Source organism: Actinokineospora sp. (assembly GCF_050699995.1).
In the GTDB taxonomy this organism is placed as follows: domain Bacteria; phylum Actinomycetota; class Actinomycetes; order Mycobacteriales; family Pseudonocardiaceae; genus Actinokineospora.
The window spans coordinates 1-16170 of sequence record NZ_JBOHGC010000417.1; the positions used below are offsets into that span (position 1 = coordinate 1).

Genomic DNA, 16170 nt, shown 5'->3' on the forward strand with positions numbered 1-16170 from the left:
ACCTAGACCCGGCGGCCGACGCCCTCGTGGTCGAGGACGATTCCGTCCGCGTCGACGACCAGCGTGCTGGTGGTCCCGGCGCCGGTGAACTCGATGACCGCGCGGTCCTCGGTGATGGACACCGTCCGGTAGGTCGCCCGGACCAGGCTCACCGCGAGGTCGGGCAGCCCGACGAACACGACCGGGATCTCCGCCTCGCCCGCGACCCGGTGCAGGCCCAGCCCGCGGATCGGCAGCGTGTGGAACGTGACCGCACCGGCGACGGCGACCGTGACGGACCCGTCGAACTCGTCGCGCCGGGACACCCCGTCGCGGTCGACCAGCCAGACACCGTCCTCGGTGCGGCTGAGCGAGATCTGCCGCTCGTCCTCGGCGGTGGTGGTCCGCAGCAGCAGCCTGCCCGCGGTGGCCCCCTCCACGGAGGCCTCGAACGACGCGCTGAACGCCTCGGACGATTCGTCGGCCGCGGCGATGATCCGGCCGGACGCGCGCAGCCTGCTGTCGCTGACCAGCAGCCGGACCGACTCCAGCCGGGCCGGGCTGTCGCACTGCCAGGTCAGCATCGAGGGTTTGCGCGCAGCAACGGAACGGGCCCCTCCCTGAGGAAGGACCCGCTCGTCGCTCTGCCTGTCCAAGCTCACGCCTGGGTGCCCTCGGGGGCTTCCGGAGCGGCTCCGGGCTTGTCCGGGATCATGTCCTGGACCTTGTTCACGACACCGTCGATCTGCTCGTCGTGGCCGAACTTGCTCTTGGCGAACTCGCCCGCCTTCTCGACGCCCTGCTCGATCTTGTCGCCGTGCTCCTCGACAAGGTCCGCTGCCTTGTTCTTGAGCTCGTTGAAGTCGATACCCATCAGTGCTCCTCACGCACTCCCCGACTCGGGCGCGCACCCGTGCAGGGTACCCAACCAAGTCTTGCCGTCCCACTGCGGAAGCTGTCGGAAGCTGCTCCGCGTGGATCAACTTACTCATTTCGGCACAGTCCGCGACCCGACGCACACACGGGTGAGGCCCCGCCGGACAGGTCCGACGGGGCCTCACGCAGTGCGTTTATCAGGCGTTGCGGCGGCGGCGCTGGTAGATGAGCGCACCGGCGCCCGCGCCGACGAGGCCGAGGCCCACGAGCGCCGGGACCAGGATCGACGCACCGGTGTCCGGCAGGTCGGAGCCCTGCGGGGTCGGGGCGGGGGTCGTGGTCGGCGCCGGAGTCGTCGGGGCCGGAGTGGTGGTGGTCGTCGTGGTCGTGGTGACCGGAGCGGCCTTCCACTCGCCCTTGGCGGTGGCCTCGACCTTCAGCTCGGAGGACTTGGCGACGATCAGCGACTGGGCGCGCTTCTCGGCGTAGTTCGGCACCATGAAGAGCCTGCCGACCTCGACCTGCGACATGCCCTTGAGGGTGAACGAGCCGTCGCCCGCCTTCGCGTCCGCCGGGACCTTCAGGAACAGCTCGGCGCCGTCCTTGATGTCCTTGGCGGCGATCTCCTTGCCGTCCTTGTCGGTGACCGTGACACCGTCGGGCAGCGAATCCACGATCTCGGCGACCGGGCCGTTGGTCGCGACCTTGAACGGGCCGACCAGCTCACCCGCCGTGCCCTTCGCGCTCTCGGGGCTGATCTTCAGCTCCGGCTCGGGCTTGGGGGCGATCTCGGTGGCCGAGGCGATCAGGTGCTTGTAGAGCGCCAGGACGTCCTTGGCCGAATTGGGAGCGAACGGGGTCGGGTCGGACTCGTCGACATCGATGCCGTCGCTGAAGTGCCAGATCGCGGCCTGGGTGGCCCCGATGGCTTCCTTCTCGTCAAGGTCCGAGAGACCGGGAAGCGCCTGCAGTTCCTCCACTTTCTTGCGCGGGACGCTGTTGTGCAGAATCCAGTTGATCTTCCCGCTGTTCGTCTTGAAGCGGTCCGTTGGGTGCTGGTCCCAGGGCACCTCGACCATCTCGCGCTCGCTGGAGGCACGAACGTGGATCTCCACGCAATAAACCTGGAGCATCGAGCCGTCGGAGAGCTTGAAGTCCGACAGCACCGGCTCGGTCACCCAGGTGGGGCTGACCCGCACGCGCACGCCCTCCTTGCCCCCGTTTTCCTGCCAGGTCCCCTTGGCGGGGTCGGCGGCCGAGGCGGGCATGGCGGCCAGCGTCAGAGCGGCCGCGGTAGCTGCGAGCACGGCGCCAGCGCGGCGCATCGGGAAGCGAGTTCCCATGGAATCTCCTTGATCAGATCCGACGACGATCCCTGCAAACGATGGATGCGGCGTGGATGCGCAATACCCGCCGCTGCTGTTTCCCCGAATAGATCAACTCACCCGATTGAGTAAGATCATCCTGCTCAGCGTCGCGAACTCTACTCAGCGTTGAAGGCACCCACTCACTGGGGTGACCCCTAAGCGGGTTAGCCGGACCGTCAGGCGAAACAGAGGTGGATTGCCACCCGCCTTGAAACGAATACGCCGTTGCGCCTGCGGCACTATCGTCGGCCCGTGACCGAGTGGCGGAACGAAGATCCGATGGGTGAACAGGTGCCGGAGAACCACCCCCCGGCACTGTCCACTTTCACCGAATTGCCCCCGCCGACCAGGTCGCTATTGCCCGCGATCCTGAGCGTCATCGCCATCGCGGTCATTGTCGGAACCGTTATCGCCATCGGGGTAATGAACCGGAATGACGGTACCCCGGAAGCGGTGCCCGCCGTGACCGCGGCCCCGGTCACGTCCGCTTCCAGCGCCGTCGTCAACACCGCGGCCCGCCTTACCTACCAGGTCCCCGGCGACTGGGTGGCGTCCGACAAAGCCGTCGACGTCCTCGGTGTCCGGTTCACCGGCGCCGCCGAGTACGGCGGCTATGACTGCGCGGGCGCCCACCGGGTCCGGGCACGGGTGGTCGGCGCCGCGGCACAGCGGACGGCGGGCAAGCCCCTCGATCCGGAGTCGACCGCCGCCGCCTTCGCCAATGCCTTCGCTGAGGCGTCCTACCCCGGCGCCAAGATCGACGCGCCGACCAACGGGAAGACGCAGGTCGACGGCAGGGAGGCCGCCGTGGTCACGGCGAAGGTGAGCCTGAAGGCCGACGCGCCGTGCCTGCCGACGCGGGCCGAGGTGACGGTGCTGGCCGTCGAACTCGGCCCCGGCGCCGCCCTGCTGGTCATCACGAACGACCTCGCGGGCGGGCCCGACAGTCCGAGAGCACTGCCCGGCCCGATCGCGCACACGATCATCGAAAGCGCCCGCCGGAACTAGCCTTCCCAGTGCTCGACGACCTCCGCGAGCACCGAGAGCGGCAGCGGCCCACCGCCTAGAACCAGGTCGTGGAACCTACGGATGTCGAACGCATCACCAAGCCGGTCTTTGGCCGCCGCGCGGATACGCAGGATCTCGAGCCTGCCGACCATGTAGGACAGCGCCTGACCCGGGTACGCGATATACCGGTTGACCTCGTTGCCGATCTCGAGCGCGGACAACGGGGTGTTCTCTCGCATGTACGACACCGCCTGCTCCCGGCTCCAGCCCTTCGCGTGCAGCCCGGTGTCGACCACCAGCCGCGCCGCCCGCAGCGAGTCCATCGAGAGCATGCCGAGGCGGTCGACATCGCCGCTGTAGAGACCCATCTCCTCGGCCAGCCGCTCGGTGTAGAGCCCCCAGCCCTCGGCGTAGGCGTTGACGTCGGCGAGCTTGCGCAGCATCGGCAGGCCGGTCAGCTCCTGCGCGATCGTCAGCTGGAAGTGGTGCCCCGGCACGGCTTCGTGGAACGCGGTGACCTCGGCGACGAACCGGTCGCGCTCGTGGGCGCGGTCGGTGTTGGCGTAGTACACCCCGGGCCGCAGGCCGTCGAGCGACGGCGGCATGTAGTACGCGGCGGGCCCGCCCGGCGCCTCGGCGGCGGGGACCGGCTGCACCTGGCAGCGCTGGCCGGGCAGCGTCCCGAACCACTTCGGCGCCTCGGCCTCGGCCCGTTCGATGGTTTTGCGCGCGTGCGCGAGCAACTCCTCGCCGTCGCGCCAGCGCATGGCCGGGTCGGTGATCATCCGCTGGAAGATCACGGCCTGGTCGCACACGCCGAACACCCGCTCGCCGATCTCGGCGTACTCCTCACGCAGGGCCGCGATGAGGTCGAGGCCGGTCTGGTGCAGGTCCTCCGGGGTGCGGTCGGTCGTGGTGTGCGCCCGCGACAGGGCCGCGTAAGCCGCCTCGCCATCGGGCAGCGCGCACAGGCCGGGCCGGGCGTCCGGCCTGCCGTGCGGGGCGATCTCATCGGCGAGCGTGTCGCGGTAGCGGGCGAACGCGGGCCGGACCAGGTCGGCGACGACGCGCGCGCGCTCGGCGTTGAACTCCTCGCCATCGAACTGCTGTGAGAGCAGCGGGTCGGTGTCCGGCGAGCCGAGGTACCGGTCGAGGTGCGCGACAGCCGCGTCGACGAGCCTGCGCACAGGCACGCGGCCCGCTGCGACGCCCGCGCGGTGGCGCTCGGTCACCGCGTCGAGGTGCTCGGGCACCGCGCTTAGCCGGTTCAGGTAGGACTTCGCCCGCTCGGCGTCGGGCAACGCGATCATCGGCAGCAGGGTGAGCAGCGCCGAGGCGGGTCCGACGAAGAAGTCGGAGATCGTGTACTCGATCATCCGCGAGTCGATGCGGTCGATCGCCGCGCGAGCCTGCTGCGCGACGACCTGCCCGGTGACGTCGGTCGAGTTCGCGGCTCGGGCCGCGATGTCGGAGACCTTCGCGCGCAGCGCCCGCTCGGCCTCCTCCGACGGATCCGACAGCCGGTCGTCGTAGCCGGGCAGGCCGGTCAGGGTCGCGCCGAGCGGGTCGGCGTCCATCAGCGCGTCGAGCAGTTCGTCCGCGAGCGCGGTCCCCCCAGTGGTCATGCGCCCGAGGCTACGCGCGCGCGTGTAACGATGTGGTTCCCGCGCACAGGAGGCATTTCATGGTCATGAACCGACAGTCTTACGCCGTCGAGGTCACCGCGAGCAGCCGCGCCGACGCGGCGACGATCTTCGCGTTGGTCGCCGACGGCGCTCGCTGGTCGGAGTGGGCGGGACCGGTGATCGCGCACTCGTCGATGGAGCGGCTCGGCGACCCGGCGCCCGGCGGTGTCGGCGGAGTGCGGCTGCTGGGGCGCAAGCCGGTGCTCGTGCGCGAGGAGACCTTGGAGTACGAACAGGACCGCCGCCATGTGTACGCGCTGCGCACGCCGTCGCCGATGAAGGACTACCGCGGCGAGATCACGCTGACCCCGCGCGAAGACGGCGGCACCGATGTCGTGTGGCGGGCGAGTTTCACCGAGCTGGTGCCCGGCACTGGGCCCGTCCTGCGATTCGGCCTGAACAAGGGCATCCAGCTGCTGAGCCGCAAGCTGCTCAGCGCGGCCCAGCGCTGACCGCGGCGGCCAGCCCGTCCGCCCAGAGCGCGTAACCGGCCTCCGACGGGTGGAACCGGTCGGCGCAGAACAGGTCACCGTCGATCAGCTCGTGCGGCAGCGGGACGTGGGCGGCGCCAGGCACCTGCCGGGCGATGCGCGCGGCCGCGGCGTCGAGTTCGGCGGCGCGCAGGCCGAGCACCGAGCGCAGCGGGCGAGGCAGCGCCGGGAAGCGGGCCATCGGCGGGACACCGGCGAGCACGACCCGGCCGTGGGTCGCGCGCAGGTCGATCAGCAGGCGCAGCAGGTCGCGGGTCCAGCGGGTCGCGGTGTGGAACTCGATCACGTCGTTGACGCCGAGCACGACCACGACGATGTCGGCCGGGTCCAGGGCGGGCGCGAGCTCCGTGCGGGTGACGTGGGCGTTGGCGCCGATCCTCGCCGAGACCTGCCAGCTCACCGCGTGCCCACGAGCGGACAGCGCTGCCGCGAGTCGGCCCGCGAGGCCGACGTCATGCGTCCGCGCACCCACGCCCGCGGCCGTCGACTCGCCGAGAACGGCCAGCCGCAGGGGATCACCCGCGCCGGTCGTGGTCCCCGTGGTCGGGCCTTCTGCGCCGGGCAGCCGCGGAATGGTGCGGCGCATGGTGAGACCTTGCACGGCCAGCACCGGCAGCAGCGCGGCCGTGGCCAGGGTCGCGCGCATCAGCGGGCCGCTTCCTGCGCGCGCCACTTCTCCTGCATAGCCGCTGTCTCGGCCTTGAGGAACAGGAAGAACCGGCGGGTGTCGTCTATCCGCTTGCCCGCGCGCGAGTCCGTGCCGAGCGCTTCCGCGCCGTCGGTGAGCGCCGAGTTCCAGGCGTCGTAGAGCTTGTCGCGGTTGGTGATCGCCTCGAGCCAGGTGTTGTCGTCGACGGCGTAGTGGTCACGCCGCTCGCCCGGCTCGCGTCCTTTGTGGACCAAGTGGACCTGGTCGAGATACCGCACCGCCCCCGAGATCGCGGCGGGGCTGACGTCGAGCGCTTCGGCCAGTTCGGCGGCGGTCATCCGGCCCGAGTCGGTCGCCAGCAGCCGGGTGAACACCCGAGCGGGCATCCGTGCCATCCCTGCTTCGGAGAGCAGCAGGGCGAAGCGCTCCACGAAGCGCGCCACATCGTCATCCCTGGAATCAGTCACGGGTTCACCTTCTCAGGTCGCATCGGCTGAATATTCACAAACTTCTGAAACAAGAGTAACTTCTGAAGCATGACAACCGCAATCTCGGTGTCCGGCCTGGTCAAGACCTTCGGCCGGACCCGTGCGCTCGACGGGCTTGACCTCACGGTGAAGACCGGGGAAGTCCACGGCTTCCTCGGACCCAACGGGTCTGGCAAATCCACGACGATCCGGGTCCTGCTCGGGCTGCTCAGAGCCGACTCGGGCAGCGCGACCCTGCTCGGTGGCGATCCGTGGGCCGACGCCACCGAGCTGCACCGCAGGCTCGCCTACGTGCCCGGCGACGTCTCGCTGTGGCCCAACCTCTCCGGCGGCGAGGTGATCGACCTGCTGGGCAGACTGCGCGGCGGCCTGGACAAGCGCAGGCGCGCCGACCTGCTCGAACGGTTCGACCTCGACCCGCGCAAGAAGGGCCGCACGTACTCCAAGGGCAACCGGCAGAAGGTCGCCCTCGTCGCCGCGCTGGCCTCCGACGTCGAACTGCTGCTGCTCGACGAGCCGTCCTCGGGCCTGGACCCGCTGATGGAGTCGGTCTTCCAGGAGTGCGTCGCCGAGGAGCGCGACCGCGGCCGCACGGTGCTGCTCTCAAGCCACATCCTCGCCGAGGTGGAAAGCCTGTGCGACCGGGTGAGCATCATCCGCGCGGGCCGCACAGTCGAGACCGGCACCTTGGCCGAGCTGCGCCACCTGACCCGCACGACGATCACCGCCGAGTTGGCCACGCCCCCGAACGGACTCGCGTCCCTGGCGGGTGTGCACGACCTCAAGGTCAATGACCACCACGTGTCGTTCGACGTCGACAGCCACGAACTCGACGCCGCGCTGCGCGCGCTCACTCACTCCGGTGTCCGGTCATTGACCAGCCAGCCACCGACGCTGGAAGAGCTGTTCATGCGCCACTACCAGGAAGACGTGGCGCGATGACCGGCACGTGGACGCTCATCCGGCTCGCGCTGCGCCGCGACCGGATCATCCTGCCGATCTGGATCGTGCTGCTCGGCCTGACACCGGCCACCACGGTCGCCGCCTATGAACAGCTCTACCCCGATGCGGCATCCCGCGCGATGCTCAACGTCTCGGCGGGCGCAAACCCGTCGCTCGCGGTGCTCTACGGGCCCGCTTACGACCTGAGCACGGCGGGCGGGTTCACCGCGTGGCGCTACGGGCTGTTCCTCGCGTTGTTCGCCTCGTTGATGAGCATCTTCACCGTCACCCGGCACACCCGCGCGGAGGAGGACAGCGGCAGGCTCGAACTGATCGGGTCCGGCGTCGTCGGCAGGCACGCCGCGCTTACCGCGGCCATCGCGACCGCGGCGGGGGCGAACGTGGTGATCGGCCTGGCCATCGGCATGGGCCTGACCGGGGCGGGCTTGAGCGCGTCAGGCTCCTTCGTGCTCGGGCTCGGGGTGGCGAGCGCGGGCCTGGTGTTCACCGCGATCAGCGCGGTGACGGCCCAGCTCACCGAGTACTCGCGTTCCGCGAACGGCATCGCGTGCGCGATCCTCGGCGGCTCGTTCCTGGTCCGCGGCGTCGGCGACTCGACGGTCTCGCTCGACTGGCTGTCGTGGCTGTCCCCACTGGCGTGGCCACAGCGGGCGAAACCGTTCATCGACGACCAGTGGTGGCCCCTGGGCCTCGCCGTGGTCGCCACGGCGGTGCTCGCCGCGGGCGCCTACCGGCTCGTCTCCCGGCGCGACCTCGGCGCGGGACTGCTGCCCGGCAAACCCGGTCCGGTCAACGCGCCCGCGTCGCTGTCGAACGCGTTCGGGCTGGCCTGGCGGCTGCAGCGGGGTGCACTGCTCGGCTGGACCATCGGCGTGGTGATCATGGCGGCGGTGTTCGGGTCGATCGCCAACGGCATCATCGATCTCGTCGGAAGCAACGACCAGATTCGCGAGATCATGCAGCGGATGGGCGCGGCGCAGAGCCTCGTGGACTCGTTCATCGCCGCCATCGCGGGCATGTTGGGAATCGTCACGGCGATGTACGCGACCCAGGCGGCGCTACGCGCGCGGTCGGAGGAAACCGGTGAGCGCGCCGAACCGGTCCTCGCGACCGGGGTCAGCCGCGTCTCGTGGGTGGCGAGCCACCTCGCGTTCGCCGTGGTCGGCTCGGCCGTGCTCCTCGCGTTCTCCGGGCTCTCGATGGGTTTCGCACACGGCCTTCGGGTCGGGGACCTCGGGCAGGTCGGCGGCATCCTCGCCGGGACGCTCGCGCAGCTACCGGCGGTCTGGGTCGCGGGAGCGGTCGCCGCACTGCTGTTCGGGCTGCTGCCGAAGTCGACGACCGCGGCCTGGGGCTTGGTCGGGGTGTTCGCGATGATCACGCTGTTCGGGCCCGCACTGCGGCTCAGCCAGTCCGTCCTCGACGTGTCGCCGTTCACCCACGTGCCCAAGCTCCCCGGCGCGGAGTTCACCGCGACACCGTTCCTGTGGCTCTCCGCTGTCGCGATCGTGCTCTTCGGGCTGGGAATCGCGGGATTCCGTCGACGGGACATCGGCTGACGGAATGCGCGCGCGGGTAATCGGGTTGACCCGATCAGGTCATCCCGACCTACAGTGCGCGCGCTGAACAACTTCTCTGGGGGCGGTCTCGGGTGTCGGTTGCAACGTTGGAACGGCCCGAGACCCTCCCCCGTGAAGTCTGGGTGCTGGTCTCGGCCAACTTCGTGATCGCGATCGGCTTCGGCCTGGTCGCACCGGCCTTGCCGACCTTCGCCCGCAGCTTCGACGTCAGCGTCACCGCGGCGTCCATTGTGGTCAGCGCGTTCGCGGTGGCCCGATTAGTCTTCGCGCCCGCGGCGGGTGCCTTGCTCAGCCGCATCGGCGAGCGGCGGGTGTACCTGATCGGCCTGTGGATCGTCGCGGCCAGCACCGGGGCCTGCGCCTTCGCCAACGACTACTGGCAGCTGGTGACCGTGCGGGCGCTCGGCGGCATCGGCTCCACGATGTTCACCGTGTCCGGCATCGCGCTGCTCATCCACCTGACCCCGGCAGGCGTCCGCGGCAAGGCCACGGGGCTGTGGGGCACCAGCTTCCTGCTCGGCACCGTCGTCGGACCGCTCGTCGGCGGCGGGCTGATCACCATCTCGCTGCGCGCGCCGTTCCTCGCCTACGCGGGCGCGCTCATCGTCGCCATCCTGATCGTGTGGCTGGCACTGCGGAACTCCACGCTCATCGCGTCGGCGAACGACGACCCGCAGCCCGGCATGCCGCTGCGGACCGCGCTGCGCGACAGCGGCTACCGAGCCGCCCTCGCCTCGAACTTCGCCAACGGCTGGGCGGCCTTCGGTGTCCGGGTGTCGCTGGTGCCCCTGTTTATTACCGAGGTACTGGACAAAGAGGACTCCTTCGCGGGCACCGCGCTCGCCGTGTTCGCCGCGGGCAACGTGGCGATGCTGATGTTCTCCGGCAGGCTGTCGGACCGGTGGGGCCGCAAACCGCCGGTGCTCATCGGGCTGACGGTCGCGGGCCTGGCCACGATCTCGATCGGCTACACCACGTCGGTCCCGGCGTTCCTGCTGGTCACGGCCATTGCGGGGATCGGGACAGGCATCCTCAGCCCGCCGCAGAGCGCCGCCGTCGCCGACGTCATCGGCAAGGCCCGCGGTGGCCAGGTCCTGGCGTCGTTCCAGATGGTCGCCGACATCGGGGCCATCCTCGGCCCGGTCATCGCGGGCATGCTCGCCGACCGGCTGTCCTACACCGCCGCCTTCGTCGCCACCGGCGCGTTGTCACTGGCCGCGGCCCTGGTCTGGCTGCCCGCAAGGGAGACGCTGCCGGCCAGGTCCGCCGAGAAGCCCGGTCACCCCACCCCCGAAGAGGCCATCGGGGCCGAACTTCCGTGACCCAGGGTGTTATAGGTTGCTCCGTTGGAGCGGAATCCGTTGATTTCAACCGGCAATGGAATCGAATGTGCTGCACGGCGTCCGGTCCGGTGGGAACCTTGGAGATAGGGCCTAGGGCGAGGCGAGTTGATCGGTATGACGGCAGTGTGGATCGTGACCGCGGTGGTGTTCGCGGCGTTCCTCATCTGGCGCCTGCGGCGGGCGAACCAGACGCTGTCCACCATCCTTCGCGAGGAACGCGAACGCACGGTGGAAGCCGACGTCGACGAACGCACCCCGCACCACCTGGGCAAACACCGCCGAACCTGACCCTGTGGATAACTTCCGCGCCGTATCGGCCCGGCGACGTAACGTGACCCCATGGCATTCACCATGGAATACACGAGCACCGTCCACGGCGTCACCTACGCTCTGACCGCGTCCCCCACGACCCTGGAACTCATCGGCGCCGCCGAGAACGGCGACATCGTCGCCGAGGGAACGATCCGCCTGCCCCCAGGCGGCGCCACGGAAGCCGCAGGCCTGGTCCGCCAGGCCCTCGCGACGATCGCGATCTTCGAAGGCAAGGCCCGACCCCGAGTGGCCAACTCCCACGCCCGCTGGACCCCCGACGACGACGCTTCCCTACGCGAAGACTGGCTGACCCAACCGTCGTCAACCCCAGCCACCACCGCGATCCGCGAGCTGGCGAAGGCCCGCGGCCGCTCTCCCGCGGCCATCCGCGCCCGCCTGGGCCGAATCGGCTGCGACCCGGACGTCGCCGGAAGGCTGCTGTCCCCGGAAACCGCCGAACTCCTCGGCCGCGACGCCATCGCCGGAGCCATCTGAGTCCATAGTGGAGTTACGGCTTTCCCTTGCTACGAAAAAGAACGACGCGTCACGCTTCCAGCTGATTGGAGAACAGCGTGTCCATGCTGATCGCCTGCCTGATCCCGATGCAGCGTGTGAGCTGTTCAGGCGGATGCTCTGCTTGCAGCACAACGCCATTAAGCAAAGCTCCAGGCCATCGGCCTGTTTCGGATGTGAAACCCCGGTCGCCAGCCGCCAGTCGGTCCGTTCCCAGGTCGTCCACAAGGGTGTGGACCACCTGGGAGCGACCCCACACCCTTGATCAGGCCGCCACGGCTCGCAAGTCCCGCCCTTCAGCCCGGCGCACTGCCGACAGCAGGGCTTCGGCGATCGCGTTCGCTTCGGTCAAGGTCACCTCAAGCTCGCCCTTGCCATCCACGGACAGCAGCACAGTCGGCCGGGCGTCGCGAATCCGCTGTTGGACGTAGGTGCTGACGAAGCGAACCGAGTAAAGGATGTCGCTTGCTCCCCTGAGCACGTCCAACTCCGCCAAGCTGAGCGGAATTTCGCTGCTCCACTCAGATATGTGGACGCGATCCAGCGGATGATCATTGGCACTGTGCAAACCGCCGCACCACGGCGGACAGGGTTCGCTCTGCCACCATGGCACTCCGGTGAGCTTGGCGGACTCGCCGGCCTCCTCCTCGCAGGCCCAGGCCTCTCGCGTCCGCGAATGGTGCACCAGGATGCGCTTGTTCTCGGGAGCCTCCGACACTCCGCACACGAAACAAGCCTTGCCACACAGCTGATCAGCTGTGGGAGCCCTCTCGCCTTCATCGCACACGCGGTCAAGATCTGCTGAGCTGACATCAGTCACGTTGACTCCTCGTGTCTCCGGGCCTGCCAGGCACCGACAACCGGGGCGACAGGCGAACGTTCGCGGTCCAGCCGACCGCTCACTCTTGAGACTCACTCGACCACGAGAAGTGATGCGACTCACCTCGGCTCATTCCCCAACAGCCCTGAAGTCCGACACCTTGGGGTTAACACAGACGGTTAAAGTTGATCAGGCGAAGTCGACGCGCGGACTTCGCGCTCCCCAGTCGAACCGAACGGACACCGCGCCGCAACTCGCACAAAACAACAAACTCCCTACATAGAGGGAGTTTGTTGACGTGCGCCCGAAGGGATTCGAACCCCTAACCTTCTGATCCGTAGTCAGATGCTCTATCCGTTGAGCTACGGGCGCGTGTTCAGTTGTGCTCGGCGAGCCGAGTAGTACAGCGGAGGCTCCGGGATTTGAACCCGGGATGGGGGGTTACCCCAAACCGCATTAGCAGTGCGGCGCCATAGACCAGACTAGGCGAAGCCTCCCGGGGAGCCCCAAGCCGCTCGGCGATAAGACTACACAGACCCCCAGGTGAGAGGCAAAACGCCCCCCTCTCAACGGCATATCCGCAGGTCAACGGCACCAAAGGCCACCTACCCACATCGCAAGCCCAGGAAGGTGGTCCTCAGCCACATCGACACCCGCGCCGCCCCCGCTAGAGTCGCGATTGCCACACCCAGAAGGAGGGGCACACATGGACAAAGTCGTCCGCAGCGCCGCCGATGCGGTCGCCGATATCCCGGACAACGCGAGCCTGGCCGTGGGCGGGTTCGGGTTGTGCGGCATCCCGAGCGTGCTGATTCAGGCCTTGCTCGCCAAAGGCGTGACGGGGCTGGACGTGGCGTCCAACAACTGTGGGGTCGACGACTGGGGGCTGGGCCTTCTCCTCCGCGAGCGGCGGATCGCCCGGATGACCAGTTCCTACGTCGGTGAGAACAAGGAGTTCGCTCGCCAGTACCTCTCCGGCGAACTCGAGGTCGAGCTCACCCCGCAGGGGACGCTGGCCGAGCGGCTTCGGGCCGGTGGCGCGGGGATTCCGGCGTTCTACACCCGGACCGGGGTGGGGACGCAGGTGGCCGACGGCGGGGTGCCGTGGCGGTATGACAGCGAGGGCAACGTTTCCATCGCCTCCCCGCCCAAAGAGGTCCGGGAGTTCGACGGGCTGGACTACGTCCTCGAGCGCGCCATCGTGTGCGACTTCGGCCTGGTCCGCGCCTGGAAGGGGGACCGGCACGGCAACCTCGTGTTCCGGGACTCCGCGCAGAACTTCAACCCGCTGTGCGCCCAGGCGGGACGCATCAGCATCGCCGAGGTCGAGGAGCTCGTGGAGCCCGGCGAGTTGGCCCCCAACGAGGTGCACCTGCCGGGCATCTTCATCCAGCGGGTCGTCCCGCTGACCGCCGAGCAGGCCGCCGACAAGCGCATCGAGCGCCGCACCGTCCGTCCGAAGCTGGAGGCCTGAGCATGGCACTTACCCGCGAGCAGATGGCCGCCCGCGCGGCCGCCGAACTGTCCGACGGCTCCTACGTGAACCTCGGCATCGGCCTCCCCACCCTGGTCCCGAACTACGTGCCCGACGACGTCGAAATCGTGCTGCAATCGGAGAACGGCATCCTCGGTGTCGGCGCGTACCCGTACGACGGCGAGGAGAGCCCCGACCTGATCAACGCGGGCAAGGAGACGGTCACCCTTCGCAAGGGGGCCTCGTTCTTCGACTCCGCCGCGTCGTTCGGGATGATCCGCGGCGGCAAGGTCGACGCCGCCATCCTCGGCGCCATGCAGGTGTCCAAAGTCGGAGACATCGCCAACTGGATGATCCCCGGCAAGATGGTCAAGGGCATGGGCGGCGCGATGGACCTGGTGCACGGCGCCAAGCACGTAGTTGTGCTGATGGAGCATGTCGCCAAGGACGGGTCTTACAAGATCGTCAACGAGTGTTCGCTGCCCTACACCGGTTTGCGGGTGGCGCAGCGGATCATCACCGACCTCGCGGTCATCGACATCACCGCTGACGGCCTCGTCCTGCGCGAGACCGCGCCGGGCGTGAGTGTCGACGAGGTGCGTGAGAAGACCGAGCCCGAACTCACTGTCGGTTCGGACGTCGTCGAGATGGCCGTCGCGTTCTGAATTGCGAACTCATCGTTCTGAACTGTGAAGTCGATGTTCTGAACGTGGGACTCGCGGGCCTGGCGGGGTGGGAGCCCCGCCAGGTCAGCGCAGGTGCGCGTCGAACCAGTTCAGCGCGCGCTGCCAGGCCTCGAAGCCGCCGGTCTCGAAGGCGAAGCGGACCACGTCCGTCGCGACGGGGGCCGTGGACGCGGCGTCGCGCAGTTTCTCCACCTGCTGTTCGGTGATGTCGTCGCCCTCGATGCGGTAGAGCCCCAGCCACGGGACCCGCAGGTCCGCGGCGACCTCGATCAGCGGGGGCAGACCGGCCGCGAGCGGCTCGATGATCCCGCCGCCCGCCACGGTCACCGCGGCCCCGATCGTTCGGCTGGCGGCGACCACAAGGGCGACCGCGCCGCCGAGTTCGAAGCCGATGACGCCGATCCGGTCGAGGTTCACCTTGCGCTCGGCGAGCCACGCGAACGCGATGTCGGTCGCGGCCAGCACCGACTGCCCCGACAGTTCGCTGACCTTGTCGCGGGCCTCCGCGTGGTCGACTTCGGCGGAGCCGCCTTCGTAGAGGTGGGGCACCACGATCAGCCAGCCCTCGGCGGCCAGCCCGGCCACCATCGCGAGCACGGCTTCGGTGATGCCACGGGCTTCGTGCAGGACGACGAGACCGCCGCGGGTCACTCGGTCGGGTTCGGCGTAGGTGAGGCGCAGCGCGCGGCCATCGGCCAGCCGGAAGTCCTCGGTGCGGGTCTGGGCCATGACCAAGCCAACCACGGGTGGGTGTGTCCTCGTCAACGTGATCACTCGCTCACCCGCCGTATCGGGCTAGATTCGGGGCAGCGGCAGCGTGGCCGCCACCCGTGACGACGAGGAGCTTCGATGAGTGTGCGTACTCGCGCCGACCTGGACGCCCTGCCCGGTTATGTGCCGGGTCGGACAATTCCGGGCGCGATCAAGCTCGCCAGCAACGAGGTGTCGCTCGGCCCGCTGCCGAGCGTGGTCGAGGCGATCGCCCAGGCGGCGGGTCACATCAACCGGTACCCGGACAGCGGCGCGGGCGAGTTGGTCGCGCGGCTGGCGCGCAAGCTGGGCGTCAGCGAGGACCAGGTGGCCGTCGGCTGCGGCTCGGTGACCTTGTGCCAGCAGCTGGTCCAGGCGACCTGCACCCCAGACGACGAGGTCATGTTCGCGTGGCGCTCGTTCGAGGCCTACCCGATCATCACCCAGGTCGTCGGCGCCGCCCAGGCGCGCGTCCCGCTGACCGACGGGCACGAGCTGGACCTGGACGCGATGGCCGCCGCGGTGACGCCGAAGACCCGGCTGATCTACCTGTGCAACCCCAATAACCCGACCGGGACCGCGCACCCGAAGGCCGCGATCGAACGGTTCATCGCCGCCGTCCCCGACGACGTGCTGATCATCATCGACGAGGCCTACGGCGAGTTCGTCGAGAACACGGACATCGCCGACGGCGTCGAGCTGGCCAAGGGGCAGTGGGCCGCGGGCCGCGACAACGTCGCCGTGCTGCGCACCTTCTCCAAGGCGTACGGCCTCGCGGGGCTCCGCGTGGGCTACCTGATCGCCCCGGAGGCGGTGACGGCCGCGGTCCGCAAGGTCTTCGTGCCGTTCGCGGTCAACATGGTCGCCCAGGTCGCCGCGATCGCCTCACTCGACGCCGAGGACGAATTGCTGGCCCGCTGCCGCGACATCGTCGGCGAACGCGGCCGGGTGCGGGCCGCGCTGATCGAGGCGGGCTATGAGGTCCCGGTGACGGAGGCCAACTTCGTCTGGCTGCCGCTGGGTGAACAGACCGCGGCGTTCAACGAGCACTGCCTGTCGCACAAGGTCGTCGTGCGCGCGTTCATCGGCGAGGGCGCCCGCGTCACCACCAGCACGCCCGAGGAGAACGACGCCTTCCTCGCGGCCGCGACTTCCTTCCCACGCTGATCAGACCGGCGGCGGCGTG

General features: G+C 69.1%; 18 protein-coding genes and 2 tRNA genes. 10 read left to right on the plus strand and 10 right to left on the minus strand.

The features are described 5' to 3' along the window. Positions 1 to 2: 2 nt before the first annotated feature. The 3 genes from ACRDSQ_RS20440 to ACRDSQ_RS20450 form a co-directional block, all read right to left on the minus strand. Positions 3 to 563: a putative glycolipid-binding domain-containing protein gene (locus ACRDSQ_RS20440; RefSeq protein ID WP_431423267.1), complete on the minus strand. Its 561-nt coding sequence runs from the start codon at positions 561 to 563 to the stop codon at positions 3 to 5. Between the two features lie 74 nt (positions 564 to 637). Then, positions 638 to 853 (minus strand): antitoxin, encoded by a 216-nt coding sequence (locus tag ACRDSQ_RS20445; RefSeq protein WP_431423268.1) that lies wholly within the window; start codon positions 851 to 853, stop codon positions 638 to 640. 199 nt (positions 854 to 1052) lie between these two features. Continuing rightward, positions 1053 to 2198 carry a thioester domain-containing protein gene (locus tag ACRDSQ_RS20450; protein ID WP_431423269.1) on the minus strand — a complete coding sequence of 382 codons (1146 nt, stop codon included), beginning with the start codon at positions 2196 to 2198 and terminating at the stop codon, positions 1053 to 1055. Between the two features lie 276 nt (positions 2199 to 2474). Between ACRDSQ_RS20450 and ACRDSQ_RS20455 the strand changes: the two genes are divergently transcribed. Then, on the plus strand, positions 2475 to 3230 hold the full coding sequence (locus tag ACRDSQ_RS20455) for a hypothetical protein (protein WP_431423270.1): 756 nt from the start codon (positions 2475 to 2477) through the stop codon (positions 3228 to 3230). Here ACRDSQ_RS20455 and ACRDSQ_RS20460 read toward each other — a convergent pair. After that, complete coding sequence (locus tag ACRDSQ_RS20460; RefSeq protein WP_431423271.1) at positions 3227 to 4855, minus strand: DUF885 domain-containing protein; 1629 nt, start codon at positions 4853 to 4855, stop codon at positions 3227 to 3229. The genes ACRDSQ_RS20455 and ACRDSQ_RS20460 overlap by 4 nt on opposite strands. A gap of 59 nt (positions 4856 to 4914) precedes the next feature. Here ACRDSQ_RS20460 and ACRDSQ_RS20465 point away from each other — a divergent pair, with 59 nt between their 5' ends. Then, positions 4915 to 5367 (plus strand): SRPBCC family protein, encoded by a 453-nt coding sequence (locus tag ACRDSQ_RS20465; RefSeq protein WP_431423273.1) that lies wholly within the window; start codon positions 4915 to 4917, stop codon positions 5365 to 5367. Here the strand turns inward: ACRDSQ_RS20465 and ACRDSQ_RS20470 are convergent. Next, a complete protein-coding gene (locus tag ACRDSQ_RS20470; protein WP_431423275.1) occupies positions 5348 to 6079 on the minus strand; it encodes an SGNH/GDSL hydrolase family protein in 732 nt (243 codons plus the stop codon). The genes ACRDSQ_RS20465 and ACRDSQ_RS20470 overlap by 20 nt on opposite strands. Further along, a complete protein-coding gene (locus ACRDSQ_RS20475) occupies positions 6052 to 6522 on the minus strand; it encodes a GbsR/MarR family transcriptional regulator (protein WP_431423277.1) in 471 nt (156 codons plus the stop codon). Before ACRDSQ_RS20475 ends, ACRDSQ_RS20470 begins: the two co-directional genes overlap by 28 nt. Before the next feature lie 69 nt (positions 6523 to 6591). Between ACRDSQ_RS20475 and ACRDSQ_RS20480 the strand changes: the two genes are divergently transcribed. From ACRDSQ_RS20480 to ACRDSQ_RS20500, 5 genes are all read left to right on the plus strand, one after another. Continuing rightward, positions 6592 to 7485: an ABC transporter ATP-binding protein gene (locus ACRDSQ_RS20480; protein WP_431423278.1), complete on the plus strand. Its 894-nt coding sequence runs from the start codon at positions 6592 to 6594 to the stop codon at positions 7483 to 7485. Then, entirely contained in the window at positions 7482 to 9065 is a 1584-nt protein-coding gene (locus ACRDSQ_RS20485) for an ABC transporter permease (protein ID WP_431423279.1), read from the plus strand. Before ACRDSQ_RS20480 ends, ACRDSQ_RS20485 begins: the two co-directional genes overlap by 4 nt. A 92-nt stretch (positions 9066 to 9157) precedes the next feature. Further along, positions 9158 to 10408, plus strand: coding sequence for an MFS transporter (locus ACRDSQ_RS20490; RefSeq protein ID WP_431423281.1), 1251 nt, complete (start codon positions 9158 to 9160; stop codon positions 10406 to 10408). Positions 10409 to 10543: 135 nt separating this feature from the next. Next, complete coding sequence (locus ACRDSQ_RS20495) at positions 10544 to 10717, plus strand: hypothetical protein (protein ID WP_431423282.1); 174 nt, start codon at positions 10544 to 10546, stop codon at positions 10715 to 10717. 51 nt (positions 10718 to 10768) lie between these two features. Continuing rightward, on the plus strand, positions 10769 to 11236 hold the full coding sequence (locus ACRDSQ_RS20500; RefSeq protein WP_431423284.1) for a hypothetical protein: 468 nt from the start codon (positions 10769 to 10771) through the stop codon (positions 11234 to 11236). Positions 11237 to 11519: 283 nt separating this feature from the next. On the opposite strand, the gene ACRDSQ_RS20505 is transcribed toward ACRDSQ_RS20500, so the two are convergent. The 3 genes from ACRDSQ_RS20505 to ACRDSQ_RS20515 all read right to left on the minus strand — a co-directional run bounded on the left by ACRDSQ_RS20505 (position 11520) and on the right by ACRDSQ_RS20515 (position 12571). Beyond that, on the minus strand, positions 11520 to 12074 hold the full coding sequence (locus ACRDSQ_RS20505) for a DUF6907 domain-containing protein (protein WP_431423285.1): 555 nt from the start codon (positions 12072 to 12074) through the stop codon (positions 11520 to 11522). Between the two features lie 299 nt (positions 12075 to 12373). Continuing rightward, a tRNA-Arg gene (locus tag ACRDSQ_RS20510) sits at positions 12374 to 12446 on the minus strand. A gap of 35 nt (positions 12447 to 12481) precedes the next feature. After that, positions 12482 to 12571, minus strand: a tRNA-Ser gene (locus ACRDSQ_RS20515). Between the two features lie 209 nt (positions 12572 to 12780). Here ACRDSQ_RS20515 and ACRDSQ_RS20520 point away from each other — a divergent pair. After that, positions 12781 to 13548, plus strand: coding sequence for a CoA transferase subunit A (locus tag ACRDSQ_RS20520; protein ID WP_431423286.1), 768 nt, complete (start codon positions 12781 to 12783; stop codon positions 13546 to 13548). A gap of 2 nt (positions 13549 to 13550) precedes the next feature. Continuing rightward, positions 13551 to 14213 (plus strand): CoA transferase subunit B, encoded by a 663-nt coding sequence (locus ACRDSQ_RS20525; protein WP_431423288.1) that lies wholly within the window; start codon positions 13551 to 13553, stop codon positions 14211 to 14213. 84 nt (positions 14214 to 14297) lie between these two features. Here the strand turns inward: ACRDSQ_RS20525 and ACRDSQ_RS20530 are convergent, their stop codons facing one another. Beyond that, positions 14298 to 14963: a dienelactone hydrolase family protein gene (locus ACRDSQ_RS20530; RefSeq protein WP_431423289.1), complete on the minus strand. Its 666-nt coding sequence runs from the start codon at positions 14961 to 14963 to the stop codon at positions 14298 to 14300. 120 nt (positions 14964 to 15083) lie between these two features. On the opposite strand from ACRDSQ_RS20530, the gene ACRDSQ_RS20535 reads away from it, so the two are divergent. Further along, positions 15084 to 16151 carry a pyridoxal phosphate-dependent aminotransferase gene (locus tag ACRDSQ_RS20535; protein WP_431423291.1) on the plus strand — a complete coding sequence of 356 codons (1068 nt, stop codon included), beginning with the start codon at positions 15084 to 15086 and terminating at the stop codon, positions 16149 to 16151. Positions 16152 to 16170: the final 19 nt, after the last annotated feature.